Source organism: Thermodiscus maritimus (assembly GCF_055382595.1).
In genome coordinates, this window is sequence record NZ_AP042434.1 from 853033 (window position 1) to 878750 (window position 25718).

At 51.4% G+C, this 25718-nt stretch carries 24 protein-coding genes and 1 tRNA gene; 12 read left to right on the plus strand and 13 right to left on the minus strand.

Features of this window, described 5'->3' with window-relative positions:
- Positions 1-136: 136 nt before the first annotated feature.
- Genes ACZ47H_RS04620 through cytX form a run of 3 tightly spaced genes read right to left on the minus strand, consistent with a single transcriptional unit; the run spans position 137 to position 3904 of the window.
- Positions 137-1522, minus strand: coding sequence for a bifunctional hydroxymethylpyrimidine kinase/phosphomethylpyrimidine kinase (locus ACZ47H_RS04620; RefSeq protein ID WP_464932527.1), 1386 nt, complete (start codon positions 1520-1522; stop codon positions 137-139).
- The gene (locus ACZ47H_RS04625; protein ID WP_464932528.1) at positions 1519-2598 is read right to left on the minus strand and encodes an AIR synthase family protein; all 1080 of its coding nucleotides are present in this window, start codon (positions 2596-2598) and stop codon (positions 1519-1521) included. Before ACZ47H_RS04625 ends, ACZ47H_RS04620 begins: the two co-directional genes overlap by 4 nt.
- Complete coding sequence (gene cytX / locus ACZ47H_RS04630; RefSeq protein ID WP_464932529.1) at positions 2570-3904, minus strand: putative hydroxymethylpyrimidine transporter CytX; 1335 nt, start codon at positions 3902-3904, stop codon at positions 2570-2572. The genes ACZ47H_RS04625 and cytX overlap by 29 nt, the downstream gene beginning before the upstream one ends.
- A gap of 427 nt (positions 3905-4331) precedes the next feature.
- Between cytX and ACZ47H_RS04635 the strand changes: the two genes are divergently transcribed.
- Together ACZ47H_RS04635 and ACZ47H_RS04640 are read left to right on the plus strand one after the other, a co-directional pair.
- Positions 4332-4463 carry a hypothetical protein gene (locus tag ACZ47H_RS04635; protein WP_464932530.1) on the plus strand — a complete coding sequence of 44 codons (132 nt, stop codon included), beginning with the start codon at positions 4332-4334 and terminating at the stop codon, positions 4461-4463.
- A gap of 77 nt (positions 4464-4540) precedes the next feature.
- Positions 4541-5305, plus strand: coding sequence for a hypothetical protein (locus ACZ47H_RS04640; RefSeq protein ID WP_464932531.1), 765 nt, complete (start codon positions 4541-4543; stop codon positions 5303-5305).
- A 168-nt stretch (positions 5306-5473) separates the two neighbouring features.
- Here ACZ47H_RS04640 and ACZ47H_RS04645 read toward each other — a convergent pair.
- A tRNA-Arg gene (locus ACZ47H_RS04645) sits at positions 5474-5551 on the minus strand.
- 572 nt (positions 5552-6123) lie between these two features.
- Here ACZ47H_RS04645 and ACZ47H_RS04650 point away from each other — a divergent pair.
- Genes ACZ47H_RS04650 through ACZ47H_RS04670 form a run of 5 tightly spaced genes read left to right on the plus strand, consistent with a single transcriptional unit; the run spans position 6124 to position 10897 of the window.
- Complete coding sequence (locus ACZ47H_RS04650) at positions 6124-7086, plus strand: pyridoxal-phosphate dependent enzyme (RefSeq protein WP_464932532.1); 963 nt, start codon at positions 6124-6126, stop codon at positions 7084-7086.
- Between the two features lie 2 nt (positions 7087-7088).
- Complete coding sequence (locus tag ACZ47H_RS04655; protein WP_464932533.1) at positions 7089-8141, plus strand: DUF1611 domain-containing protein; 1053 nt, start codon at positions 7089-7091, stop codon at positions 8139-8141.
- Position 8142: 1 nt separating this feature from the next.
- Entirely contained in the window at positions 8143-9639 is a 1497-nt protein-coding gene (locus ACZ47H_RS04660; protein ID WP_464932534.1) for a hypothetical protein, read from the plus strand.
- On the plus strand, positions 9596-10099 hold the full coding sequence (locus ACZ47H_RS04665; RefSeq protein ID WP_464932535.1) for a GNAT family N-acetyltransferase: 504 nt from the start codon (positions 9596-9598) through the stop codon (positions 10097-10099). The genes ACZ47H_RS04660 and ACZ47H_RS04665 overlap by 44 nt, the downstream gene beginning before the upstream one ends.
- 51 nt (positions 10100-10150) lie before the next feature.
- A complete protein-coding gene (locus tag ACZ47H_RS04670) occupies positions 10151-10897 on the plus strand; it encodes a hypothetical protein (RefSeq protein ID WP_464932536.1) in 747 nt (248 codons plus the stop codon).
- 249 nt (positions 10898-11146) lie between these two features.
- Here ACZ47H_RS04670 and ACZ47H_RS04675 read toward each other — a convergent pair whose 3' ends face one another.
- Positions 11147-12904: an acyl-CoA synthetase gene (locus ACZ47H_RS04675; RefSeq protein WP_464932537.1), complete on the minus strand. Its 1758-nt coding sequence runs from the start codon at positions 12902-12904 to the stop codon at positions 11147-11149.
- A gap of 235 nt (positions 12905-13139) precedes the next feature.
- On the opposite strand from ACZ47H_RS04675, the gene ACZ47H_RS04680 reads away from it, so the two are divergent.
- Positions 13140-14630, plus strand: a complete 1491-nt coding sequence (locus ACZ47H_RS04680; RefSeq protein WP_464932538.1) for an MATE family efflux transporter — start codon at positions 13140-13142, stop codon at positions 14628-14630.
- Positions 14631-14638: 8 nt separating this feature from the next.
- Here the strand turns inward: ACZ47H_RS04680 and ACZ47H_RS04685 are convergent, their stop codons facing one another.
- From ACZ47H_RS04685 to ACZ47H_RS04720, 8 genes are all read right to left on the minus strand, one after another.
- Positions 14639-14833 (minus strand): AMP-binding enzyme, encoded by a 195-nt coding sequence (locus ACZ47H_RS04685; RefSeq protein WP_464932539.1) that lies wholly within the window; start codon positions 14831-14833, stop codon positions 14639-14641.
- Entirely contained in the window at positions 14827-16350 is a 1524-nt protein-coding gene (locus ACZ47H_RS04690; protein ID WP_464932540.1) for a long-chain-fatty-acid--CoA ligase, read from the minus strand. The genes ACZ47H_RS04685 and ACZ47H_RS04690 overlap by 7 nt, the downstream gene beginning before the upstream one ends.
- A 99-nt stretch (positions 16351-16449) precedes the next feature.
- On the minus strand, positions 16450-17646 hold the full coding sequence (locus ACZ47H_RS04695; RefSeq protein ID WP_464932541.1) for an acyl-CoA dehydrogenase family protein: 1197 nt from the start codon (positions 17644-17646) through the stop codon (positions 16450-16452).
- A 4-nt stretch (positions 17647-17650) separates the two neighbouring features.
- Entirely contained in the window at positions 17651-18094 is a 444-nt protein-coding gene (locus ACZ47H_RS04700; RefSeq protein WP_464932542.1) for a hypothetical protein, read from the minus strand.
- A 116-nt stretch (positions 18095-18210) separates the two neighbouring features.
- Positions 18211-19386, minus strand: a complete 1176-nt coding sequence (locus tag ACZ47H_RS04705) for a pyridoxal-phosphate dependent enzyme (protein WP_464932543.1) — start codon at positions 19384-19386, stop codon at positions 18211-18213.
- Positions 19379-19831 carry a ParB N-terminal domain-containing protein gene (locus ACZ47H_RS04710; RefSeq protein ID WP_464932544.1) on the minus strand — a complete coding sequence of 151 codons (453 nt, stop codon included), beginning with the start codon at positions 19829-19831 and terminating at the stop codon, positions 19379-19381. Before ACZ47H_RS04710 ends, ACZ47H_RS04705 begins: the two co-directional genes overlap by 8 nt.
- Positions 19832-19954: 123 nt before the next feature.
- A complete protein-coding gene (locus ACZ47H_RS04715; RefSeq protein ID WP_464932545.1) occupies positions 19955-20239 on the minus strand; it encodes a winged helix-turn-helix domain-containing protein in 285 nt (94 codons plus the stop codon).
- On the minus strand, positions 20236-20838 hold the full coding sequence (locus tag ACZ47H_RS04720) for a hypothetical protein (protein ID WP_464932546.1): 603 nt from the start codon (positions 20836-20838) through the stop codon (positions 20236-20238). The genes ACZ47H_RS04715 and ACZ47H_RS04720 overlap by 4 nt, the downstream gene beginning before the upstream one ends.
- Before the next feature lie 105 nt (positions 20839-20943).
- Between ACZ47H_RS04720 and ACZ47H_RS04725 the strand changes: the two genes are divergently transcribed.
- The 4 genes from ACZ47H_RS04725 to ACZ47H_RS04740 all read left to right on the plus strand — a co-directional run bounded on the left by ACZ47H_RS04725 (position 20944) and on the right by ACZ47H_RS04740 (position 25313).
- Positions 20944-21546, plus strand: coding sequence for a hypothetical protein (locus ACZ47H_RS04725; RefSeq protein ID WP_464932547.1), 603 nt, complete (start codon positions 20944-20946; stop codon positions 21544-21546).
- Between the two features lie 17 nt (positions 21547-21563).
- On the plus strand, positions 21564-22109 hold the full coding sequence (locus ACZ47H_RS04730) for a hypothetical protein (protein ID WP_464932548.1): 546 nt from the start codon (positions 21564-21566) through the stop codon (positions 22107-22109).
- A 556-nt stretch (positions 22110-22665) separates the two neighbouring features.
- Positions 22666-23730, plus strand: a complete 1065-nt coding sequence (locus ACZ47H_RS04735; protein ID WP_464932549.1) for a DNA double-strand break repair nuclease NurA — start codon at positions 22666-22668, stop codon at positions 23728-23730.
- A gap of 2 nt (positions 23731-23732) precedes the next feature.
- Entirely contained in the window at positions 23733-25313 is a 1581-nt protein-coding gene (locus ACZ47H_RS04740) for a helicase HerA domain-containing protein (protein WP_464932550.1), read from the plus strand.
- The last annotated feature ends 405 nt before the right edge of the window (positions 25314-25718 follow it).

A 25718-nucleotide genomic window follows, 5' to 3' on the forward strand; every position in this document is an offset into this window, starting at 1 on the left:
CTGGGCAAAATGTTACTATAACAACCGATTAGTGGTTGAATAAATCCCCATGCCGGAGTACCAGTGTAGAGAAGCGGACTGGACGAGTCTCCCCTCCCTCCTTCAACGCCTAGTAATAACTATTTCTTCCATTCAATTATCGTCGGAGCCACGGGCTATTCGCCTCGATCACTTTCCCTATCCTTATTATCTTCTCAGCCACCTCAACCGCGGTCTTGCCGAATACTAGGGCTAGCGGCTCCTTGCCGTGCTCCCCGTAATCGTATATTATGTCGGGGACCCTCCCACCAGCCCTCTCCACGGCTGTGCTAATCCCCCACTCTGTGGTTTTCCCCTCCACAGCTTTCACCTCTGGGGGCTCCTCCCTCCTGTCGAAGCTGCTTTCAACCAAGCCCAGCTTCTTGGCTGCCTCCTCCACTTCCCGGGTATATGCTATGTTCGCCGCAGCCCTTACGCTTGGATCATACTTCATTGCCGCGAGTATTGCCCGGGCCACGTGGCTTGACACGCCGAACTCGGGCTCCGCCTTCACTATGATCGAGTCCCTATACCTCCCGATCCTCCCGGGTACCGCTGCGACATCATCTATTGTCCTAGCGTAGGGTGCTGGGAGCGCCATCCCTATGTTTATGAAGACCTCTGGCACAAGCCGGTTCACGATCCTCCCGTTCTCCTCTAGGATCTTGATCGCTCTCCTCAGGTTCTCGAGCACCCTGTACTTCTCGGCTGGTATTATTGTCCATGCCGCTGGGTTTACGGGGCCGTGGCCGCCTCCTACCCTGAGCCCGTACCTTATCGCGGTGGTTATGAACTCCTTAGCCACCTCGACTGCTCGCGGTATGCTCTCTCCTCGAGCGAGCATTGCTGTTATGGCGGCGGAGAAGGAGCATCCTGTGCCGTGGGTGGTGTTGGTGTTTATCCGCTCGGCCTTGTACTCGTAGTATCGCCCCTTATAGTAGAGGATGTCGATAGAGTATTCTCCAGTCATATGTCCCCCTTTAACCACCGCGGCCTCCGCGCCGTGGTCCTCCACTATTATCCTCGCGGCCTCCCTTGCTTCTCCGAGACTCCTTATCTTGATCCCTGTTATGGCTTCCGCCTCCGGCTTGTTTGGGGTTACAACCGTCGCGTGTGGGATCAGGTCTCTTACCAGGGCCTCCACTGCATCCTCTCTTAGTAGGCGTGCCCCCGACTTGGCGATCATGACGGGGTCCACGACGAGGGGGAACCCGTACTTCTCCACCGCCCCTGCTACTGCTCTTATTATTCCAGCGTTGCTCAGCATCCCTGTCTTGGCGGCGTCTACTCCTAGATCATCTGCTACGGCCTCTATCTGCGCCACCACCATCTCTGGGGGTAGATCGTGTATTGCCCTTACCTCCCGCGTGTTCTGGGCTGTAATGCTTGTTATGGCTGATGCCCCGTGTACTCCTAGGGCGGCGAAGGTTTTCAGGTCTGCTTGTATCCCGGCTCCCCCTCCGCTATCGCTACCAGCTATTGTGAGGGCTACAGGGACCCTCACCTTCCTCCGCCTCCTCGTATGATCTCTATTGTCTTGAAGAAGACGGGCCAGAAGGGGTCCTGGCTGGGCCTGGAGAGCTCCCTCTCCTCCCCATGATCCACGAGGACTACTCCCTCCCCCTCTACTACCTCTCCTATAACTGCAGCGTCTATCCCTCTGCTCTCCAGGAGCTCTACTGCCTCCCTAGCCTTATCCCGTGATACTGTTGCTATGAGGGTCCCCTCGCTTATCGCCGCGTACGGGTCGATGGGTATCCCCGTGTATTCGCTGAAGGCCTTGACAACCTTTTCGACATCGGGTCGTATGAAGAGCCTGTCCCTGTATACTCTAATCCCTACACCGCTGGCCTCTGCAATGTCGTGGAGAGCACCCCACACCCCATACTCTGTTGCATCATGCATTGCAGTAACTCCCCGGCGCAGCCCCAGCCTTGCTAGTGTTAATGCATCTTCCACGACGCTCTGGAGCCAGAAGATCTCCTTTGCCTTCTCCGCGAACTCCCTCCCATACCTCTCCTCGAGGACTCTTGGGAACATGGTTGCAAGTATGCCTGCGGTTTCAACAGCTGGCCCCTTAGTCATTATGACTGCGTCTCCCGGCCTAGCCATGGCGGGGGTGACGTATTCATCCCTCCCAGCGACCCCGATCATAGTGGCTCCCCCGATCATGGGGTAGTCTACTCCCCCGTACCTACCCGTGTGTCCTCCGGCGATGGCTACTCCGAGCTTCTCGCACTCTCTATGGATGAGGGTCCAGAGCGTCTTGAACTCCTCGTCGCTCATTGTTAGTGGGAGGTTGAGGTCTATGAAGAGGTATCTTGGCGGCACCCCAGAGACTGCTACGTCACTGGCGAGTATGTTTACTGCGAACCAGGCGCTCCTCTCCCAGCCGTACTCGGGGACGACGAATACAGGGTCAACCTCTACTATGAGGACCTTATCCCCCACCTCCACCACGCTGAAGTCAACGCCATGCCTAGGCCCCACGATTATAGAGGGGTCCCTCCTGCCAAGATGGGGGAGGATGACCTCGTCGAAGAGCCTCCTATCAACCTTCCCGATCACAACACTCTCCACGGGAAGACCACCTCCCGGTTAATGCAAGGTATAGGAGGTAGGCTGGGGAGACCAGGATGAGCGTGGGGATAGAGCTCCCCAACCGATCCCCCAAGGCTGAGAAGAGGGGGACCCGGACACCTATGAGGGATCCAATTGCAAGTAGGATGTAGAAGATGAAGCCTAGAGCCCATACTGTGAGGGCTCCCCACCTTACACGGGCGCCTGGATTCAGGACGCGTGAGGGCTCCGTGTAGCAGCTTCTACAGGCGAGGTAGTCCATGATCATCACCGCTGTGAGGCTTACGAAGGCCCCGCCGATTAGGAGGAGGAACCACTCGTACTCCTCCACGGGGAATACGAGGGCGAGTAGCGTGCCAAGTACTCCAGCTACTATGACTTGGAGCCTGGCGTCCGACTCGGGCCTCATATTCTTGTAAGTTATCGCCGCACTGTAGACGTCGAGGAACGTTGTTGTGGCGGTTGAGAATAGTATGATGAGCATAGCGGGAACCCCCAGCCCGTAGAATGCTATAACCCCTATCGGATCCATCTCGCCCAACACTATGTTGCTGAAGGCTCCAAGGAAGTAGAATAGGCCGCTTGAAGCGAAGTAGCCGATATAGGTCCCCCAGAACGCCTCCCTACTCCTCCTAGAGAACCTAGAGTAATCCGCTACTAGAGGCGCCCAGGAGACTGGCATTGCTATAACAAGGTCCAGCCCGACCCAAAAGGCGGGGGAGAGGCTTAACTCACCGGAGAAGTGGCTCGAGAACCCGTAGTCCTTTACCACAATGTAGGAGAGCCATGCCACGAGGAGTAGGAGCAGGATCGCCGATGGTACTTCGAGGTACCTCCACCGTTCGGGGCCGGTTATAGCCCATGCCGTTACGAGGCCTCCTAGAACTAGGATCCATGCATGGTATGCGTGGAGGCCAAATACCTCGGCGGAGACAGTGTCGAGGGCTCGAGCTCCAACTACAATCATTATAGCAGTCCATCCTATGAGCTGCAGGTAGTTGAGGGCGGAGACTAGGTGAGAGCCCTTTACTCCGAGGGGCCTCCTAGACAACACCATCGTTGGGAGACCAGTATCGGAGCCCATAACAGCTACTAGGGATAGGAGGGCGTTGCCTATTAGGTGGCCTAGGATTATTGCTAGGAGTGCTGCTTTCAGGTTGAGTGATAATGGGCTGGCTACGAGTATTGCTCCGGCCCAGAATTCTGCTATGCTTATTCCTGCCCCGAACCATATTGCTAGGTTCTCTATGAACCCGTACCTCCTCTCACTTCTTGGGACTGGCTCAATACTGTAGCCGTATTCCAACCAGGTCACCACGGTATAACTAGTTAATCACATATTTAAATGGATTATGATAACTTACTTATCAACTTGTTTTGTAGGAGCCATTCCAAGGGATTAACCTTTACGAGTAATACCAAACTATGAAGATATCGAGGACCAGCCTAAATCTCCGTGAAGAATTAATGGGGGGCGAATTTAAGGTAAATGGAGATGGTAGGACCAGTAATATCGGTAGCGGCTGCGGCAGCATACATTCTGTACATAGCTTTCGGATACTGGAGAACCTACTCCAAGATACTAGGGAACGGGACCGAACTAATACTAGTGATGGGGTTAGCTATAACATTCCATCCTACTACTCAGAAGCATCAGCAACACACCCCTAATAGGGACCCCAATATTCATACTAGCAACCATAACAGAGCAGACTACCGGGAGCATGCTCCACATGAGAGTACTCAGGGCCTCCGGTAGGATCAACAAGTGCTTCTGCAACGAGATCCTGATGGCCAGCAGTAGGAGGATTGAAGCCCGAGAGCAGCCCTTCATTCAAAGTATGGTTTTTCATATAGAGATTTAAGGAAGCATCCAACACCAGGGGTGCCAGCGATTTAGTCGCTGGAGAAGGCAGTCTTCGTCCTCCTACTCCTTCTGGCATTGAGCACTACGCCATCGATTATCCACGGTTCACAGGTCGAGACATTCTCCGGTACTGATGATGCTGGGGACGTGGTCATGCTCAGCAATGGCGTGGTAGATGCGCCTGTCTCCTCCTTCGACATACGCTCCGCCAGCTTTAGCGTGGATCGGGGATCGAGGCAGGCGAGTGGAAAGATAACGCTGGATGGAGGACTCTACACAGGAAAGGATGTCTGGTACATGTTCATGTGGGTCCTACAAGTAGCGAATGAGGGGAGCATGTGGAACTATACTGTTATGGTGGTACTCCACTCCGAGAATAATGAGATGCAGGTGGACAATGCATCAATAGCTATTGTAACACCAACGGGAGGCGTAGCCTTCCAGCCCATCCAAGATGTAAACGTGGGAGAAAACGAGGTCTCATTCTCGGTAGCGCTACCAGCCGGAACACTATACAGTGAAGACTACAGTTACTGGTCTCTATCTTACGTAGTGAATGCGGGAGACGTTAGCCTCTCCTCTCCCAAGAACTTCCACGCAGTAGACGAAGGGTCCGCCACAAAATCAAGTGCCACTAGCAACGGTGGGGTTGGCGGCTCCAACACCTATAATGGAGGAGGCAGCAGCTCAGCAAGCATGGGGGAAACCCAGTCTTCCAGCGGGGGTTTTAACACGGAAAAAGCTTACAAGATGGTTAAAATCGGAGGAGCTGTGGGGACAGCGGCAATAGTGGTAATAGCACTTGCCATAATATTATATATTGTGAAAAAATTATTCTAGAAACCCCTATTACAAAATCCCTTAATAGTTCTTTACATCAACACACACCATTTAGATCTTATCAGATCCAGCAGGCTCACATGGTTAAACAGGGGCTTGTTAACGTCTAATACAAGCCGCCAAGCCATGCCTAGCAGTGAAAATGAATATCTGGTAGTAGCGTGGCTGTGGCGGGCCCGCCGGGATTTGAACCCGGGGCCTCCGGCTCCGCAGGCCGGCGCTCTATCCTGGCTGAGCTACGGGCCCTGCTAGGACGCCCGTTCTCCAGTATTGGCTGGTGGTGTTATTTTTGTTTCGGGGAGAACCCTTCTTGTTTAATATAGAATTCATGTGTGTCTTCTCCTGCCCCGACTCTCCTCTCCTCATACATATCGTGAAGTCATTATTGAGTATTCTTTTATAGGAATTAAATATTATTATAAGTGATAATTAATAAATATTAGTTTATAATTGGCTGGTATCATATCTCGGCTTCTACAGTACATGGTAGCCTCTTGGAGTACTATATGGGTAATGTATACCTTGCTTTTACTAGTTCAGCCTTGGAACCACATGAGTCTACTCACCGATAAAGCACCCATCATTCTATGCGTAGATACGACCCCAAAAGAGGGAACCGGTATGCCGCCCAGGAAGAGGAGGGAGGAGGAAGAAGAGGAAGAATACGAAGAGGAACTAGAGGTAGAGGAGCCGGAAGAGGAATACGAAGAAGAGGAGGAAGTCGAGGAGGAAGAGTGGTAAATGACCTGCTTTCTCAATAAAACTATTTTTATTATATTTTTAGTTTATCCCGCCTAGCTTGTGGTGAGAGGCGTTAAATGGTGGTAGAAAGCCTCCTGAGGACTACGATCCTTGAAGGGTCCCTAAGCCTTGCGACTCCCCTATTAAGAGCAGATAGTCTAGGAAGCTACTTTGGCGTAAAAGGGCTCTATGTAAAATATGAGGGCTCTAACCCCACGGGGACTCAGAAGGACAGGGCAGCCGCATTACATGTAGCTACTGCCAAGAGCGAGGGCTACGACACAATAACTGCAGGAACGTGTGGGAACTATGGAGTATCACTGGCCTACTACGCCAGAATGGCTGGCCTACAAGCTGTAATCTATGTCCCCAGGCACTACAGCAACGAGCGCCTAGGAGAAATGGCCTCGCTGGGGGCGAAAATTGTACTAGTTGATGGGTCATATGAAGACGCCGTTATAGAGAGTTCTAGGATTGCCAGCGAGCAGGGATGGTATGATGCAAATCCAGGCTCTAAGAATTGGATGATTGGGTTAGAGGGCTACATGAGCATCTCTTACGAGATAGTGGATGCCCTTGGAGGGGCACCTGAGAGTGTAATTGTGCCGGCAGGAAACGGTTCAACACTTGCCGGGATATACCTGGGTTTCAAGGAACTCCTGTACTCCGGGGTTATAGAGAGGATGCCTCGCATAATTGCGGCCACGACTATCCACGGCAACCCCATAGCCTACGCGTATAAGAATGGTCTTGATAAGACTCCCACGCTCTCCAATGTTAGGGAGACCCGGCTGAACGAGCCGCTCGTAGCAATGATCGCTTTCGACGGAGACCTTGCTCTAAAAGCTGTGAGGGAGACGAGTGGATTCGTGGTAGAAGTCCCAGATCATAGGATGGCCCGCTACTCGAGGCTGGCAATGGAGTTAGAGGGCATATGCGTCCTCCCAGCATCAGCCTCCACTCTGGAGGCGCTCACGATTCTAAGAGGGATCGATGGAGACGGGGCCCACGTAGTAGTGTTTACAGGTAGGTGTCTATAGTCATGGAGGAGGCACTAGTATTAGCGGAAGGACTCTACCGGAGCACCGATGCAAAGACAGCCCATGGCTTAGTCCGCTACTCTGCAAGATACAGGATTATGGGTGTGATCGATAGCACGCTTGCCGGCAGCGATGCAGGAGAGGTACTAGATGGGAAGCCCCGTGGGATCCCGATATATGCAAGCCTGGAAGAGGCGCTTCGCGAAAATCCAAGTGTAAAAACACTCATAATAGGAGTCGCCACAGCCGGTGGAAGACTCCCCGAACACTATAGGCCCATGGTAAGGGAGGCGCTGGAGAGGGGCCTCAATATTGTATCGGGGCTGCACGAGTTTCTAAGCGAGGACCCAGAATTCTCGAGGCTCGCAAGAGAGAGGGGAGCAAGGATCATTGATGTAAGGAAGATCTACAGGGATATGAAAATATTCTATACGGGTGAGATAGAGGAGGTTGACTCTCTCAGGATAGCTGTTTTAGGAACCGACTCAGCTATAGGGAAGAGGACCACCGCCCTCATGCTCGCAGATGAACTGAACAGGCTAGGGTATAAGACAATATTCATCGGAACCGGGCAGACGGCTTGGATGCAGGGCGCGAAGTACGGGATAGTCTTGGATGCAATGATAAACGACTTCATCACTGGGGGGTTAGAGCATGAGATCGTTAGAGCGTATAGAGCTGAGAATCCACGCGCCATAATAGTCCCGGGCCAGGGCTCTCTCCTACACCCCGTGTTCCCCGGCGGGTTCGAAATCCTCGCCCTGGTAAGACCCGAAGTGATCATACTCCAGCATGCCCCAGGCAGGAGGCATCTCGACGGGTTCCCCCAATACCCCATGCCGAGCCTCGAGAGATACCTGCGCCTAATAGAACTACTAACGGGTCGCGAGGTCTACGCCATAACCATAAACCATGAAGGCCTGACACCCAGTGAAGTCGAGGAGATCGTTAAACGTTACGAGAAGGAGTACGGCGTGATAGCCTGCGACCCAGTCCTTCACGGCGTAGAGAAGGTTGCGAGAGGGATAGTGAGGGATTACTTGGAGGGAGCCTGAAGTGGTCGACCTCAACTGCTTCAAAAGCATAACTGTATCTAATCTCCGGGTAGAGAAGTACAGGATCACCGCCGATTACATTATAGAGAAGCTGGATGGAGGAACACTCCGCTATAGGCTCATACACAAGTACGAGGAAAAACTCGAAGGCGAAGAGACGGTTGAGTTCGCAGCACTCATGGCCTCGGTCCCCGCTGTAAACTATGGGCTTTTCGCGGATAAGATAGTGTTCGACCTGCCTCTAACCGTGCTAGACCAGCAATTCCTCTCGGATATGATTAGGATAACTGCACGCGATATATTCGTCAACAAGATCATGAAGAAGACCGGGTTTGTCCGGGAAGAATTCGTACCCGACCCTGAAAGCGTCGAGCCAGAAGACGCCGAGCCCAGGGCGGAACTCGTATTCACCGATACAGTGGACCCCAGGCCCCTATACGCTAGTCTAGACGAGAGCAAGTGCGCCGTTATGTCATCTGGCGGTAAGGAGAGCCTGCTATCTTATGGTATTCTTCGGGAGGCTGGATGCGAGGTTTACCCCTGCTTCTTCAATGAGTCGGGGCATCACTGGCTAACTGCACTAACCGCTTATAGGTATTTCCGCGAGCACGATCCACGGACCATGAGGGTTTGGAGCAACGTTGACCGACTCTACAAGTTCATAGGTAGCCATATGAGGATACTAAAGGAGAATGCATACACTAAAAGGAGGGCAGACACTTATCCAATCAGGCTATTCTTCTTCGAGCACTACGTATTCTCGTTCCTTCCGCTCATCTACAAGAGGAGAATAGCCAATATAATACTGGGGAACGAATACGACGACCCCTCTGGAACATCATACACGTATAGGGGGATTAGGCATTATAATGGAGTATATGATCAGAGCCAGGAGTTCGACAAGTATATGACAAACTGGTTCTCAAAGAGAGGTTTCGGCTTCAAACAGTGGTCCGTGGTAAGGCCTCTTTCAGGCCTTATAGTTGAAAGGGTACTTTCCAAACGATACCCTGAACTCTTCCGGCTCCAGCGCAGCTGCCACTCAGTACACGTTGAGAATGGCCGCATAGTACCGTGTGGAACCTGCTCCAAGTGTAACGGGATAATACTGTTCCTGCTAGCCAACGGTGTCAACCCGGAGCTTATAGGGTATAAGCGGGCGCATATCGATACCGTCCTAGATAGGATTAGGGCGGGGAAGATAAGGCTCGACAAAGACGAGCTGGAACACTCCCTATACCTGCTAGCGCAAAGGACGGGTAAGCCTATAGTGGGGGCTAAGAGGCACGATCACGTGGAAATGCTCCAGTTCGACGACTCAAACTCCCATTTCGATAACATACCCGTAGCTTTCAGAGAGAAAGTTTACAGGATATACGAGGAGTACGTCAAGGGATACGCGTACCTATCACCAGAGGGATGGATAGAAATCGATAGAGAGGAGGCGGTGAAGGGTGAGATCAGAAAGGGACCCCACCACAGGATACAAGATACTTAGAGCAGACGAGTCAATGCTCGAGGAAATTGTAGAATTCGATAGAAGGATTAGCTGGGAGCTCCTAGAAGACAGTGGGAAGCATGGCAACTATGAGGAATTCCAGCAGCTGCACAGAAGAATTTTCATGGCTCTATACGAGTCTCCGGGAGACAATGTTTTCTTCGTGGTGTTAGACTCCGACAATAAGATAGTAGGCCTCCTCTGGTTGAAAGAGGAGTGGGATACTGTATACTACAAGAGGCAGGCCTTCATAATTGACATTGAGGTGGATGCGAGGCATAGGAGGAGAGGGCTTGGTAAGAGATTACTTGATGAGGCTGCCAAATACGCTTTGAGTAGAGGTGTGAATAGTATGGCTCTCCGAGTAGAGCTTGCAAACAAGAAGGCAATCACGTTCTATAGAAGGTACGGTTTCAAGCCAATCGCGTATATAATGGAGCGCGAGCTCGAACGGGTTTAAGCGCCGCTCTTTTTATTCCCGTCGAGAGATGACCGTCTCTGGAGGTTCGATTTGGAGGACTCTCTAGAGCGTTCACTAGAAAGGAATCCAAGGAATAAATTGCTCCGTGAGCTGAGAGTCCTAAAATACTTCTATACATTTAAGGAACTGGAGAGTTTGCTCGAAATCCCTAGCCAGGTTCTATGGAGATACATCATGCTCAGAAGCGTCCCGGAGAAGACAACGACTAGCAAACTGCTTGAGAAAATAAGAGCTCTCCGTCTATTTGAAAGAGTTTTTGAGGAGAAACTACCACGCTCTATGGACTTGTGGGGCTATCTAGGCAACCCTGGGATCTTGGAGCTGGCATCCTTAAAGGCTTATGAGAAGTATGGAAAATTAAAAATAGAAATAATATTATCTGCGCCTGACGAGTACTCAGCCGCCCTCGCATCCCAAATAGCGACATCCCTAAAAGCCAGACTTTGTATTTCATCGATCAGGCCCCTCTCGTCCAACCTAATAACCGAGCCCCTCCAGCTCTGCAACGGGCTCCTTGCCTCAGTAGGTGTTCCCAAGAAATGCCTTGAGAGAAACTCCAAAATACTACTAGTTTCCCTTGACCTCGATCCTACCCGTATAAAACCCCTGATAAGGATCTCGATGAAAGCGCGAGCTAGTATCGCAGGCTTATTCTCACTATCCGGGTCAGAAGAGAATGTAGCAGAATTAAGAGAACTCCTCGGGGAAGAAGTCCCCATTACATTCCTTATAGATAATAAAGTACTCTATAAGGGCTCCCCTGGAGAGCATCATTGAGGGCCTAGGCAGTTATGCCCAACCTGGATCCTGGGGTAATACTATTTCCTCAATAAAAAGTCTATTATTACTAGTTTTAGGATGGGCAAGTGCCATAGATTCCACGTACTCCACTATACCTTGTTTTCCATAGGGGGTTGGGTTAGAGACTAGATAGGCATGGAAGGGTTAGAGAATGGAGAAATAATGTTTGAACTTGTGCCCCTCTACCCATTGATTCTATGTCATGTTCACTTCTATTATTTAGTGTTATTTTTGCTTGGGGAAGAATTCCTCCTCGAAGTACTCGTTCTCTCCTTTCTCCCCCCTGTCTCTGCGCTCCTTCTCCAGCCTCCTAAGCTGTACCCTCCTAATCTTCCCGCTTATGGTCTTGGGGAGCTGGTCGACGAATTCTATTATCCTCGGCCTCTTGTATGGCGCCATGTTTTCTCTAGCGTACTTGAATATGTCCCTTGCCAGTTCTGGGCTTGGCTTGTAGCCTGGTTTCAGTACTATGAATGCCTTCGGCACTGTCCACTTGATGGGGTGTGGGCTCGGCACTACAGCTACCTCTGCCACGGCTGGGTGTTTTATGAGGGCGCTCTCGACTTCGAAGGGGCTTATCCTGTAATCGCTGCTCTTGAAGACGTTGTCCGCCCTGCCTATGAAGTATAGGTATCCATCGTGGTCCATTGTGGCTACGTCGCCTGTCCAGTAGAGTCCCAGCCTGAACACCGCCTTGTTCTTCTCGGGGTTGTCGTAGCCCTTCATGAGGCCTAGGGGTCTCTCGGGCTCTATCCTTATCGTTATCTGCCCGTCTTCACCTAGAGGGACAGGGTTCCCTTCCGGATCTACGAGGACTATTTCATATCCGGGTGCTGGTTTACCCATTGAGCCAGGCTTCACCTCTATGCCCGGGAAGTATCCTATCTGGAGTGTTGTCTCTGTCTGACCGTATCCCTCCCTCACGGTGACGCCGGTCTGTTCCTTAACGGTCTCTATGACCTTGGGGTTCAATGGTTCTCCCGCGCTTACTGCCTCGCGGAGGTTGCTCCAGTCGTACTTTGTCATGTCTTCTAGTATGAACATTCTCCAAACGGTGGGTGGGGCGCAGAGGGTGTTCACCTTGTACTCTGTTATGAATTCTAGCACCTTCGGGGGGTTGAAGCCCTTGTAGGCGTATACCATGCTCGTAGCTCCAGCGTTGAAGGCTGAGAAGAATGTTGACCAGGCCCACTTGGCCCAGCCTGGGCTGGATATGTTGTAGTGCCTGTCTCCAGGCTGGTCTCCGATCCAGTATATTGTGGTGAGGTGTCCTGCTGGGTATGAGGCGTGGGTGTGGAACACCATCTTTGGCTTCGCTGTGGTACCGCTGGTGAAGTATATGAGGGCTATGTCGTCTCCGCGTGTTACCACCTTATTGTAGCCCACTCCCCCCTCGGAGAGGAGGTCTTCGAAGTTAGTCCAGCCCCTTCTATCCTCTCCTATGCTTACGAAGTCCCTAACCCCGCTCGCCTCCAGCTTATCTTTTATTGCCTCTATCTTCTCGAAAGCGTTCTTATCGGCGAATACCGCTTTCACACTAGCTCTTTTCACCCTGTCCAGCACGTCCTCGGTTGATAGTAGTATGGTTGCGGGGACTATTGGCATTCCTCCCTTAAGGAGGCCTAGGAATATCGTGAAGAGCTCGAGGTCGTTGCCTGTCATAACGAGGATCGAGTCACCCTTACTATACCCCCTGGACTCTAGTGCGTTCACGAGCCTGTCGGAGTCCTCCTTAAGCCTCTGATAGGATACCTTCTTACTATCCCTCGAGTCTAGGAGCTCGTCGTCGACCCAGATGACTGCGGGATTGGTGGCTTTCTCGGCTAGGACACCGTTGAAGTATTGGACTGCCCAGTTCCACTCCCCGAGGCGGGGCCAGCGGAAATTGGCTCGGGCCTCCTCGTAGAGGGGTCTGGAGAGGATGTAGTCCCTGGACTCCATGAAGTTCTTAAGGGATTCCTGCGGAGAAGGAAGCTCTCCCATCCAACCACCTCTAGAATCCGTGCATGGTGTTATTATTGTGGGAATCTATTTTTATTTCATCAAGCTGACCAGTGTATATACTATTATGTGGAAGATTACAGGGAATTAATAAGAAACAGCCACTCCATCGGTGAAATGCTCGGTGAAGGATTATAGTATTAATCTCGACCCACTCACCGTTATGGCGGTTAAAGGGGAGCATTAAGCCGCCTCCGCGGCCCAAGCGGTGTAAGAGGTGCCTGGAGAGATCCGGCTAGTGAGGAGCAACGTGATCCTGTACTCCTCACTAATCGTTAGGCTCGCTGTGAGCGTCGGCTTTACGATAATAGTTGCCAGGAAGCTGTCGGTTGAAGAGTTCGCTGCCTTCGGCCTCATACTAGCCTTCGCCACAATAGCCCAGGTGATCACGACCATATGGGTTTTCTGGGCGCAGAGGTGGGCTTCCAGGGGCGACTATGAGGGGGTTGGAGCGGGGCTAGCCTTAACACTGGCATACTCCCTGATTATTCTCCCCCCACTCTACCTGGGCTTCGCAGCCCTAGAGTCATGGGCCCTCGGTATAAGCTTCGACCTTACAGCGGGGGGTTGGGCGTTCGTGATATTGGCGCCGATACAATACTATCTATCTAACATAACCCTTGTAGTTAGGCCTGGAAGAGTCGGCTTGATGAGGGTTGTTTACGAGGTCCTCCGGTTCCTCCTCGGCTATATCCTTGTGGTCCCCGCCCGTTGGGGGTTTGGTGGAGCGGTACTATCGATGACCGCTGCCTCGAGCATTACTGGTCTAGGCTATATAATACTCCTTGATAGAGCGGGGGTTAGAGAGGGGGGCGTCAACTGGGGTCTGGCAGCCTACTGGCTCCGTAACTGGAGGCTCCCCCTCCTATACATGGTTTCCAGGATCATGAGGCTCTTCAACAGGCCCTACATTTCATGGCTCACCGGTAGCAGCGAGGCGGTTGCATACTTGAATGTGGCCGTGACGAGCGAGACCCCACTCATGATGGCAAGTAGCCTAACATCGATGCCAATGTATTCCAGGATCCTCCGTAAGCCTAGGGCCGAGGACGTGGAGGTGTCCCTAGTACTCTACCTTATCTTCACGGGGATGCTCTCCTCCATATTCATAGGCGCACCCCGCGCCATAGCAGACCTCTATAATCCCAGGTATCTTGCCTCAGCCACCGCGCTACAGCTCGTGGCGGTGCTAGCACTGTTCAGTGGGGTGGCTAACATAATACGCCAGGCCCTCCTCGCCCTGGACCAGCCGGAGGCCACCATGAGCAGGATTGATAGGAATACGCTATTATCACGCACACTAGAGTACTCCGCGCTCCTTGCGGTGGCCCCATACGTATTCGCTGCGCCTCTGGTATACATGCTGCGGGGGGATCCTGTATCGTCCCTCAACGTCTTCCTACTCGTACTCATAGCTTTCTCATTGCTACAGTTGTTCCTATTCGCGGTTTGGCTTAGGAGGAGGCTATACTTCACCCTGGAAAATAGAGAGGCTCTCGCAGTTGCAGGGGCCTTCGCGGGGTCCCTCCTCTACCTTCACGTTTCTGGCGTTAACAGGCATCTATACCCGGAGTTTTGGAGGGAACTAGTCCCCCTCACGATACACTCCGCTATAGCCCTCCTGGTATACTCGGTGATTCTAGTCGTATTCTCTCCCACTGCTAGAAGGCTTGTTAGTAGAGGGTTGGAGGTGGTGGGGCTGAGATAGGCTGGGGGCTACTTCTGCTCCTCCCTCGCCTTCCTCAGCTCCTCCTCTCTCAGCACCCTTCTCAGTATCTTCCCGACCGCTGTCTTGGGTAGGTCGTCCCTGAACTCTATGATCCTGGGGTACTTGATCTCTCCCAGCTGCTTCTTAGCCCACTCCTTGATCTCCTCGGGGGTTATCTTACCCTTACACTCCTCCTTCAGCACGATGAAGGCTTTGGGTACCTCGAAGTACTCGGGGTGGGGGACCCCATCACGGCAGCCTCCTTGACGCACTCGTGCTTGTAGAGGACCTCCTCTATTTCCCTCGGGTAGAGGCTGTATCCCTTGTATTTTATCAGGTCCTTCTTCCTATCAACAATGTAGAAGTAGCCGTCGTCATCCATCTTCGCTATATCCCCTGTTCTAAGCCACCTCCTCTCGCAGCACTCGAAGAAGACCGCCTCGTTCTCCTCCGGCATGTTGTGGTACTGCTTCATAACTTGGGGGCCGCTTATAACGAGCTCCCCAACCTCTCCCGGCGGTAGGAGCTCTGGCTCGTCCACCTTAGCTACTGCGGCCAGCGTGCTGGGTACTGGGAGGCCTATGCTCCCACTCCTCGCCTCTCCGAGGATGGGGTTTACATGGGTCACTGGGCTCGTCTCTGTTAATCCGTAGCCTTCTCTAAGCTTCGCCCCTGTGAGCTGCTCGAACTTCTCCCGAACCGCGACGGGGAGAGGGGCTGCTCCGCTTATGCATACTTCGAGGCTCTTGAGGTTGAACTTGCTTACCTTGGGATGATTTATTATAGCGATGTACATTAGGGGGACTCCGTGGAACACGTTGGCCTTATACTTCTCGATAGCCTTCATCACAGCCTCCACGTCCCACCTGGCGAAGACTATTATCGAGGCCGCCTTGTATACTCCATTATTCAGCACCGCTGTCTGACCGTATATGTGGAACCACGGCAGCGCTCCCACGAAGACGTCTACAGCCTTCTTACCCATCTTGTACCAGGCGTCGATCTGGATCGTGTTCGCGAGGAGATTGTAGTGGGTTAGCTCTGCCCCCTTGGGGACGCCAGTGGTTCCCCCAGTATACATTAGGGCGGCGATATCCTCCCTAGGGTTGATATGCGGCTTCTCCCTTATCCTCTCGCTCCCGTAGAGTATCTTCTTGAAGAGCTTGTTCCTCGAATCCTCCCTGATCTTAGGGGGCTTCGTCTTCAGCTTATACAATACGCCCTTCAGCCAGGGGAGATAGTCTTGTATCCCTGTCCAGATGATCTCCTCCACACTGTCGGGGACGCCCGCCTCTATCTTCTCCTTAAACATATCTATAGCTACCAGGATCTTCGCCCCGTTATCCTCCAGCTGGTGGCGGATTAAGGTGGGACCGTATAGGACGTTCATGGGGGAAACGGTTGCCCCCGCCATCAATGTGCCGTAGTATGCTATCGCGAACTGGGGGCTGTTGGGAAGGAAGAGGCTCACCACGTCCCCGGGCCCGATCCCCTTGCTTCGGAGGTAGCCGGCGAACTTCTCAGCCTGCTCTAGCAACTCCCGGTATGTCATCTTATAACCGTAGAAGTATAGGGCCACCCTGCCCGGGAACTGCCTCGCAGCCTCCTCTAGGATCCAGTAGAGGGGCTTCTCCGGCACCTCTACATCCGGGGGTACTACTTCATCGTAGTTTTTAAGCCAGGGCCTGCTTGCATACGCGTTGAAAGCCTCCTCCGTCACAGGTAGGACACCGTAGAGCCATTATTGGGTGGGAATATTAAAAATGTGGGCTAACAGTAGATCCAGGATTTCATGAGGTCCCACACTTATTAGCGCGAGCTAGAGTGGGAGGCTCCCTTGCAGGCTGATTATCTCCTCTAGGACACGCGTGCCCGGGTTCTCTAGAGGCTTCCTCGCCAGCACGTATCTGTATACCAGCTCCGCGGCCCTGTGATATACTTCCTCATCTAGGGTAGAGGCCATGTTCTCTAATAGTATGACGCTCGCCGCGTGTCCAAGATCTTCTAGGAGGTATTTCGCGTTGAACTCTGCCTCAGCGGGGCTCATCCCGGCTAGGCCTGAGAGCCTCCTCTTCATGAACTCATAGGCGCTGCCCGCCACCTCATGGTCATAGGCTTCCCGAGCAAGCTGGCCCATATCCTCTAGTAGGGGCTCGTGGGCATTCTTCCCAACAATAGCCTCGAGCATGTCCAGCGCCTGTATATTGCTCGTCCCCTCCCATATGGGGGTAATCAATGCCTCCCTATGCCACCTCTCAACCATGTATTCTGATAGAAAGCCTACGCCTCCGAAGAGCTCCATAGCGAGCATAGTCACTCTTGCAGCGTTCTCCGCCGTCAGGTTCTTGGCGATGTGAGTCATGAGCCTTGCATAATGATACTGCCTTGTGTATGGAGGCCGGTCTCCCGACGCCTTCTCGAACAAGTCTATGGCCTTATGGGTTATGGCTAGGGATTCAAGGTTGAGGATCTCCATCTCCAGCAGGTCCCTCCTCGCGAGGGGATGGTCTATAACCCGTTTCCCGAAGGCCCTCCTGTGTAGAGTATACATGTAGGCCTCCAAGTAGGCCTTCCGGGATACGCCAACAGCTCCTGCGGCATTGGCTAGCCTTGAAACCATAAGGTCCTCTAGGGTGTAGTAGATCCCCTTCTCCGCCTCGCCTAATAGATAGGCCTCAGTATCTATGAACTCGACCTCACCAGTCGGCACCGCGACTGTGCCGCTCTTCTCCTTAAGCCTGCGGAGGTAGAAGTTTAGGCTCCCATCCCCGCGGAGCCGTGGTACGGCGAAGAGGGCTAAGCCCTTGGCTCCGCTCCTAGCACCCTTGGGCCTGGCGGTGGCCAAGGCTATATCTGCAAGTCCAGCCCCGCTGGCAAAGTACTTGTACCCGTTGAGGAGCCACTTTCCACCCTCACCCCTCACAGCAGTAGTTGTGTTCGCTCCTAGGTCACTGCCACCCTGGATCTCCGTGAACCAAGTTGCACCCAGCATGAGGGGCTCCGCGAGCCCAGCCAATCTCTCATAGTAGGCGCGGAGCTCCTCTGGCCCGTATTTTTTGAGGGCGTAGGCTGTTCTGGATCGTTATAGTAAATATACAGGATAATCCAGGGTCTCCGATTAAATTTATGCCTGCATAATGCTCATGCCAGCTTCCACCGGTGAAGGGGTAGCGGTTCACCCCATACTTCAGCATAAGGTCCTTTATCAGAATTCTCTCGGACGGGTCGAGCCATGAAACATCTACCCTCTCTCCCCTTAGATTCCACATTACGTGTAATGGTTGACTCATCCTGTCAACCCGGTAAAGGACTTCGTACACGGTTGTCCCAGCGTAGCTTCCCAGATCGTCTAGGTCCGGGACCCTGCCCAGGAAATACTTGAGGGTATCCTTCAAGTGCTTGTCCAGTTTGTAATGGTTTAACCCATACGCCATGGATAAATGCTCTGGGCCTTCAAGAGGCATTCTACAACACCATGTGTTTTGAGTGTGGGTTCAATCCTCGTTTTATCCCTTTATCTAACCCCCTACTACAACACTCAGAACAATACCAAGTGGAACGCCTTATATATGGATGAGAGTCAGCCAACTAGCTTCTCGATTGCATGAGGGTATTTGAAGCCTGTATCTGGGATGATTGTAACAACATTGTCTTTTTTCTGAATAACGCCGTTATCATAGAGTTTCCTTATAGCCGAGATTGCAGCACCTCCACTCACACCCGGTATGATCCCATTAATCTTTGCGGCAAGCCTAATCCCCTCCAACGCCTCAGACCTCTTGACTTCTACAACCTTATACTCCACCCCGATCTTATCGAGCCATTTCACCCCTGTCTCCAGCCTCCGGATTCCCTCAATCTTCTCATTTGGTGCTGGAGTAACGATGAATGTCTCAGGTGGATCATGGTGGTAGTAGTTTGTTAGGAGGAATGATACTGCTGAAGCGGTACCACTAGTACCCGATAGGAGCACGAGCTTTGATGGCTTAACCCGGGCATGCTCTAGTTGAATTAAAAGCTCCCTGGCAGTATACCTCATATGTGCTAGGAGGTTTGCATCATTATTGAACTGGTCCGGATGATATAAGTTCTTATCCATGGCCTCAGACCTCACCTTGTCTATTAACTCTGTTGTTATCCCGGCACTAGTCCTCTCCACCTCTGCTCCAAGGAGCCTAAGGATCCTCTCGTTCTCAAGAGGAGCGAAGGCTGGAAGAAGCACCTTGAAATCTACTCCAAGTATCGCTGCTAATGCCGCGAGCGCGATGCCAGTATTCGATGAAGACACCTCGATCATGCCATCATATCTTGATAGCTCACATTTATCGAGACTGAGCTCTATCATCTGCCAAGCAATCCTGTCCTTCACGCTGAGACTATATGGATTATACCATTCCAGCTTAGCCCAAATAAAGGGTGGCTTCCTCTTCTCAATGTAGAGTTTGACTAGGGGGGTTGGCTTACCAACCATGACAAGCATGAAAGGCTCATGTGCAACATTATATTCGTCGTAATCGGCGAGCCTATAGAATCCCAGCTTATCGATGGGTATCTTCTCATCGCAGTCTCCAACGGGAATAAGGTCTGCTCCTAGAAACCGGAGTACCCAGTAGGCTAGGTTATCGTCACCCCTGTATCTAAGGGGATCGTATTTTTTCTCCCTAAGGATGAAGGCTAGTTCCTCCAGTAGGGTCTCAATGCTCGGCATATTATGAGCCCTTATCATGTCTAGTTTCTTAAAGGAACACTCACCCAATAATGACACCCCTTACATTCCCGATCTTAAGGTCCCTAAGAGTCACTTTAACTACGGGTAATTCAATATTCAATAAATGCCTAGTTGTTTTTGGAGGATAGAGGAGGCCGGCTAGAGCCCTACGCACTACTTCACTAGGCGTGACACTCACATCCGGCCTCCAGGAGGACAGTGTGAGGCGTTCGTCTCCATACTCTAATAGGACTGCTGGCACCCACCTGGCTCCGAGGCTTCTAAGCGCATTAACCCTGTGGTGGCCGTCAAGAATGATCAAGTATCGGGCCTCTACAAGGATCGGGGGGCCATGATATCCGTTCTCTGCAATAGACCTTGATATGTTGGCTTGACGGCTGGGTATTGTTTTTTCATGGTGTTTCAGATTATCGATCCTGACTAGGAATAATTCTATGCCGGTAGCTAGTTCTGGCAGATTTATCCTCCTCAACTGTGCTGTGTTATACAGTCCGGCTCCACAGCCCCCATCCTCCGTGTCTGTTCACTCTCTGTTCACTCACATGAAGCATATATAATCTTAGTATGTATTTCTATGTACACGTATATACGTTCATCATAAGTCTAAGCCGAAATCCCTTATAATGCTCCAAAGCCTCCGCACATTTTCGAGCAATTTTACTCCTTTTTCGGTTATCTCAACCTTCTTGCGCCCATCCTCATCCCTAACCCTCACTATCCCCCTAGAGTCCAGCTCTTCAAGCAGCTTGCTCAGCCTATCATAGGCTAACCCGGTTCCAGTCGCAATCCTTGTCGCATAGTCGCTTCCACCCTCCTTTAGCAGATAGTCTAGTACGTCTGCTATTATCAAGAGTTTTGACCTCTTCCTTCTCCTCGTCATAACCCACCTGCCTCTATAATGTACTTTATAAGGAGCGCCATGATCAAGCTGGATCTAACTAGTTCTACAACTATGAGTCCTGAATCCAGTATACTTAGTGGTGGATTGAATATAGCTGAAGCTATGATGAGCCCCCTTAATAGGAAGGTGAAGGCGATACCTATCATTACTGCATTAGTTTTTGATTCAACAGACTTGCTAGTTTTAAACCCGAAAAAACCAGCAGCCAGGTCTGGTACCGCTATCAATAATTTGTAGAGTGATAAAAGTGGAAATAATGCATACTCGTTCCACTCCCCTCCACGTCCCTTATATTTATCTGTCAACGAGTAGAATCCGAGGGCTGCAAATCCACCTGAGGCAACATACATTGCTGTTGAGATATTGGGGGTTGCTATTATCGCGCTGAAAGCCATCGATAGCTGAGAGAAACTCAGCAATAGGAAGGATATCGTAGCGTATTCTAGACTCTCAGACTTCAATAGTCTAGACAGGATAAACAGTCTCAACGCGATCAATAAGAATCCGATGAATCCAACTACCTCCAACATCATCAGAGCTATGGATGTTGCCGTCAGTGTTACGATTATTCCAACCACCACCCAATCCAATCAACTTAGCTAGATTAAAGGCGACTCACTTTAAGTGAGTCTACTATATAAGTTAAAAACAAGACGTTATACTAACCGTGAGGTGAAATAAAAATGGAAAGAACCACGAGGAATACGGTCTACCTAATTATCGCCGCACTAATAGTTGTAGGTTCCGCTGCAGTCGCCCTGCAGGCATATGCCCATGGGCAGGAAGCCTATAGGCAAGGTGGAGAAGACTATGGGCCAATGGGCATGGGTGGAATGATGGGTCAAAGCGGAATGATGCCGATCCAGTCATACTATGAAGATGACCATGACGACTATATTGGACACTGCTCGGGCATGGAATACATGGAAAAGAATATGGAGGAATATGCGGAGAACTTCTATAATGGAATCCCAGTAACCATCAACGGTACAGTAGTAGGAGCCGTCAATGAAAAGAACATCTTGATTGTTAAGACAAATGAAAACGACACTGTACTCGTAGTGATACAACCAATGTACATTGACGAGGATAACGGCTATATGCTAAGCGGCTTCTGGCTAGTAGATCAGATCACGAACATGGTTTCACAAGGGAACACGGTAAACATCACAATAAATGGGCTATACAATGGTGATCGAGGAGTTACAATTGCATCAACTCTACACGTTCTAGGCAAAGACCTAACAGGGCCAATGAATTATATCCACTCAGATGAAACACCATAGCCTGGGGGCACAGGATAGTGAAACCGATACAATATTTCTCACTCTCCATTATAGTAGTAGTTTTCTTATCAGCACTAGTCTATGCCACATATCCTTTAAAATACTATGAGAACATGGCAGTCCTCAGCACCATCGGTGAACGAGGAGCTCCGGGATTCGTGTGCGGACTCGCCGGTATAGGGAGTGTAGAAGGGTATATTCAGATTAGGGGGGTGGTTGAAGCTCACGGTGTAATTGAAGCGGGAGGGAGAGACATACCCTTCATGGTTGTGAGATCGGATGGGGAGAATTACACTGTTTTGCTTGGTTCAAATCTTGGAAACTACCTGAAAAAAGTATACAATGACGAAGTGGATATCCACGTTTTCCCCATGTACATGATGGAGCACAACGTTACGATAACAGGAATCAAAACTTCAGTAGACAATGTAGTGATCGCAACATCCATTTCCATGACTTGCATGGAACCCTACCATATGCCTCACGAGATGCCAATGGAGGAACATAACGGTGAAGAATGGCATCCAGGAATGCCTATGATGACCTGTATGCATAACCCCTGATCCAAAATAATTAATGAATGGCTCGTCCAGTTGGATGATGTGTTTATTTTCGAGCAGTGACCGCCTCTTGAAAGCAGATAACATACAAGAGGCACACGAGACTGACTACATTATAACATATCATGGAGGGAGCATCGTTTTAGGGGGAACTTCTCCAACAGTTGCTCTTATTGCTTGTAGAAGGAGGAGCATTCACAGGAATAATCATGAGGATGGTATTGAATTCTACGAGCTGATCAATTCCTTGGAATATAGAAAGCCACCCCCTCCCAGACTCTCTTGCCCATGCAGTATTCCGGCAAACATATACCTTTATGAGGAGGTACACTCTCATATAGCTGGATGCTAGAAGCGATGGTCCCCTTCAAGGTATTCAAAGCAGCAGGTTCCCATGGAGCGGTAGGAAAACGACATACCCCGTCATGTAATTAAAACTTATACAGTTTAAAATTCATGGTTGTAATCTGCCTCCACAACATGGGGTATTCGATGAAGTAATATGCTTGGAGAAATATATAGTATTACCGAGGCTTGATCGGATAATGTGAGCAAACCTTTGTCACCAGCCACTATAAGAGAGGAGGAAGTCTACACCGATCCCGACCTAATAATCAAGCTGAGAGAGAAGCTGGTCTCATTCCTCACACAGATACCGGGGACCCTCAACCAGGAGGGAGACGAGAGCAGGGTTGCCTCGATAGGGAAAGACTGTGTATGCAGTGGAGGAACCGGCTGGGAGCCGGAAAGAGTCGCTGTGGTTGATGGCGGCGGTAATGTTATGGCGCTGAACGCGGGCTACATTGGGATCGCCGCTGCGCTGGGAATACTCATAGAGGGTAGGAGGGTCCGGAAGCGCGAGGTTAGCGAGCCAGAGATAGTCCCGCCCACCCCGAGCGAGCTCAGCTATTACGAAGCATACGATCAAGTCAAAAGCGTGGTGGACAAGCTTAGGGAGGCCATGGTCTTCGAGACTGCCTACAATTTACTCGACGAGGAGCCGGACCTCCTAATAATAGATGGAGCCCTGATCCCCTACCACGCCCTAGTAAAGCCCGTTGCTGGAACAAGGCTCGAATTAGAGGCGTTCGAGAGATACAGGAAGGCCGTGGTAAGGTTGCACGCTGAGGCTGAGAAGAGGGGGGTTGGGCTCATAGGGGTTGTTAAGAGGCCTCGCTCAAAATACCTATCACACTGGCTCGGGGTGGATGGCTTCGACCACGTAGTACTATCAAGGCTCCTAGATGAGGGAGAATACTCTCCAGCCCCGCCCAAGGAGCCTCCACGAGTCCAGGAAGCACTCCACGAAGACCTCTACAGGATAGTTGCTGCGACACGGCCGAGGTTCACATTCCTAAGGACAAGCCCCTCTCAGCCACCCTACAGGGTAGACTTCTCCCACAACACTGCCTACCTCTGCAAGGAGATACTCGCCTACCTCTACAAGACTAGGACTAGGGAGGGCATACCCTACCCCCTGATGAAGGTTGACGAGGAGGTTAAGATCACGAATAGGCTCCTCCGAGAACTCTACGAGGACGCCCTCCACGACGCGATAAACAAGTACATTGAACAGGGCTTCAACGCCATAATCCCAGTCCTCCCTGAGTACGGAGGTGTATAGTGTTGGGGTTGGAGGGTCTGGTTGAGGAGAAGCCCCTGGGCTACATCTTCTCCGAGGAGGGCTACTATGAGCCCGCGGAGATAACCTTCACGGTAATGCATGGGGAGAGGGTAGAGATCGGGGACATAGTAAGCATAGAGCACCCCTCTAAGCCAGGGGTCCCCGTATTCTACCAGGTAGTAGACGTTCCAGTCCGGAGAAAGGCTAGGGACTACGAGGAGGACCTAGCCAGGGCTGGCAGACCCCTAATAGACGAGACACGAGACTACCCGAGGGCGAGGGCTAAACAGATAGGATACGTTGAGGATGTGGAGAGACTCCTCGCGGGAGAGACCAGCACCGACGATCTGAGGATGCTTATAGAGCACATCAGGCCCCTCAGCAGGGTCTACAGGCCCAGCGAGACTGTAATAAGGAACCTGCTAGAGCCCAGCGAGCCCAGCATTGAAGTGGGGAAGATCTACCCCAACTGGAAGCACAGCCTGAAGCTAGAGCTGCCAAAACTCATGAGGCAGGGGCTCCTAGTAGTAGGAGGAGTGGGTACAGGGAAGACCACCACCATGCTAACAATACTCGCTAGAACAATTCGTGAGATCAAGAGGCTGGGAGGGAAGCCCCACATCCTCATAATAGACAAGGACGGCGAATACGGCGCCAAAGAACTAATCAATCTAGCGGGCCCCGGAGAATACATTAGATTAGGCATCGATGAGATAGGGGGAGACGAATACTCCGACAAGCACGCCTATGCAGAGAAGCTCCGCAAGATCCTAGGATACTATGATAGAAGGCCTAAGGCTGCCAAGGCCTTGTATCAGGCGGTCCAGGAGTACCAGGGCGAGAAGCTTGTCCTAACTCCAGAGTTTGTCCGCGACGAGATACTACCCCTTATAAGAGATCCGAAAACAGCGCAGGAACTGAGGACTAAGATCACCATATGGCAAAGCAGGCTCTCGAAGACGGGAGAGCCTGTTGAGGAGGAGGCAAGGAAAAGTATAAGCGAAGTTCTAGAGCTCCTCAAGGAGAAGACGATAGTACACCTAGACCTCTCGAGTGTAAGCGACTTCAACCACGCCTTCGACACTCTAGCAAGGCTCCTAAAAAGAATCTACAATGAAGTCCTCCGCGACGAGACCTTCGGCTGCATTGTAGCGATAGACGAGGCCCACATCTACGCGCCGGAGTATAGGGGAGGACTCCAAATAGCTGACGAAGAGCACGTCAGAGAACTCAAAAGCATACTCAAACTCATAGCAACCACCGGGCCCAGAAACGGTGTAACCCCATTCATAGCAACGCAGAGGCCCAGCCTCATCGACAAGACGATAACCACCCAGATGGGCCAGAACATCGTAGCCCACCGGGTAGAAGACGTGGACATACAGAGGATGAAGGAGATCATGGGCCCAGTAGCTGAAAAGGTGAGAGTACTACCCCGTGGATGGGCTATTGTGAAAGCCCTTGCCGCCAAGGTAAGAGAGCCAATGATCGTGAGGGTTGAGAAAGAGGCCTCACCAACGAGTACAGGGAAGACTGCATACCACCGGTTCCTCTCTCAGAGCGGAGGAGAAGGTGCAGGATAGCATCAGAACCTATACCCCCTTGGTGATAAGTCCCTCTACCCCCTTTCTTTACCATGTACATTCGATTAAATCGAACATGTAGGGGCGGGAGATATTCTCCATTCCACCTGGGGGTTTCTAGGAGCCGCCGGGCTAGGCTGGACGCGGAGGCTCATGAAGAGTAGGAAGCTTCTAGAGAACTCCCCAGCCTGCGGGTATTCTATCCCTGGGCCGCTTCTCCCATTAATTCTATTGGCATAGGCTCCGATCGCCCCTAAGAATCCTCTCTATTCCCAGTGCAAACTCTCTATTATACTCCTCTACAACCCTAGGATCCTCTTCTAGCAGCTTACCCATATCGTATGACAGGACTATGAGGCAGGGACCCCTCCCTATTCGTTCAAGTTGGCCACTATATAGCCACCT

Coding starts and splice junctions, on each gene's coding strand:
- ACZ47H_RS04650 (WP_464932532.1), top strand. CDS start 6,124: ATGGTGGTAGAAAGCCTCCTGAGGACTACGATCCTTGAAGGGTCCCTA.
- ACZ47H_RS04725 (WP_464932547.1), top strand. CDS start 20,944: ATGGAAAGAACCACGAGGAATACGGTCTACCTAATTATCGCCGCACTA.
- ACZ47H_RS04655 (WP_464932533.1), top strand. CDS start 7,089: ATGGAGGAGGCACTAGTATTAGCGGAAGGACTCTACCGGAGCACCGAT.
- ACZ47H_RS04635 (WP_464932530.1), top strand. CDS start 4,332: ATGAGAGTACTCAGGGCCTCCGGTAGGATCAACAAGTGCTTCTGCAAC.
- ACZ47H_RS04700 (WP_464932542.1), bottom strand. CDS start 18,094: ATGCCTCTTGAAGGCCCAGAGCATTTATCCATGGCGTATGGGTTAAAC.
- ACZ47H_RS04715 (WP_464932545.1), bottom strand. CDS start 20,239: ATGACGAGGAGAAGGAAGAGGTCAAAACTCTTGATAATAGCAGACGTA.
- ACZ47H_RS04675 (WP_464932537.1), bottom strand. CDS start 12,904: ATGGGAGAGCTTCCTTCTCCGCAGGAATCCCTTAAGAACTTCATGGAG.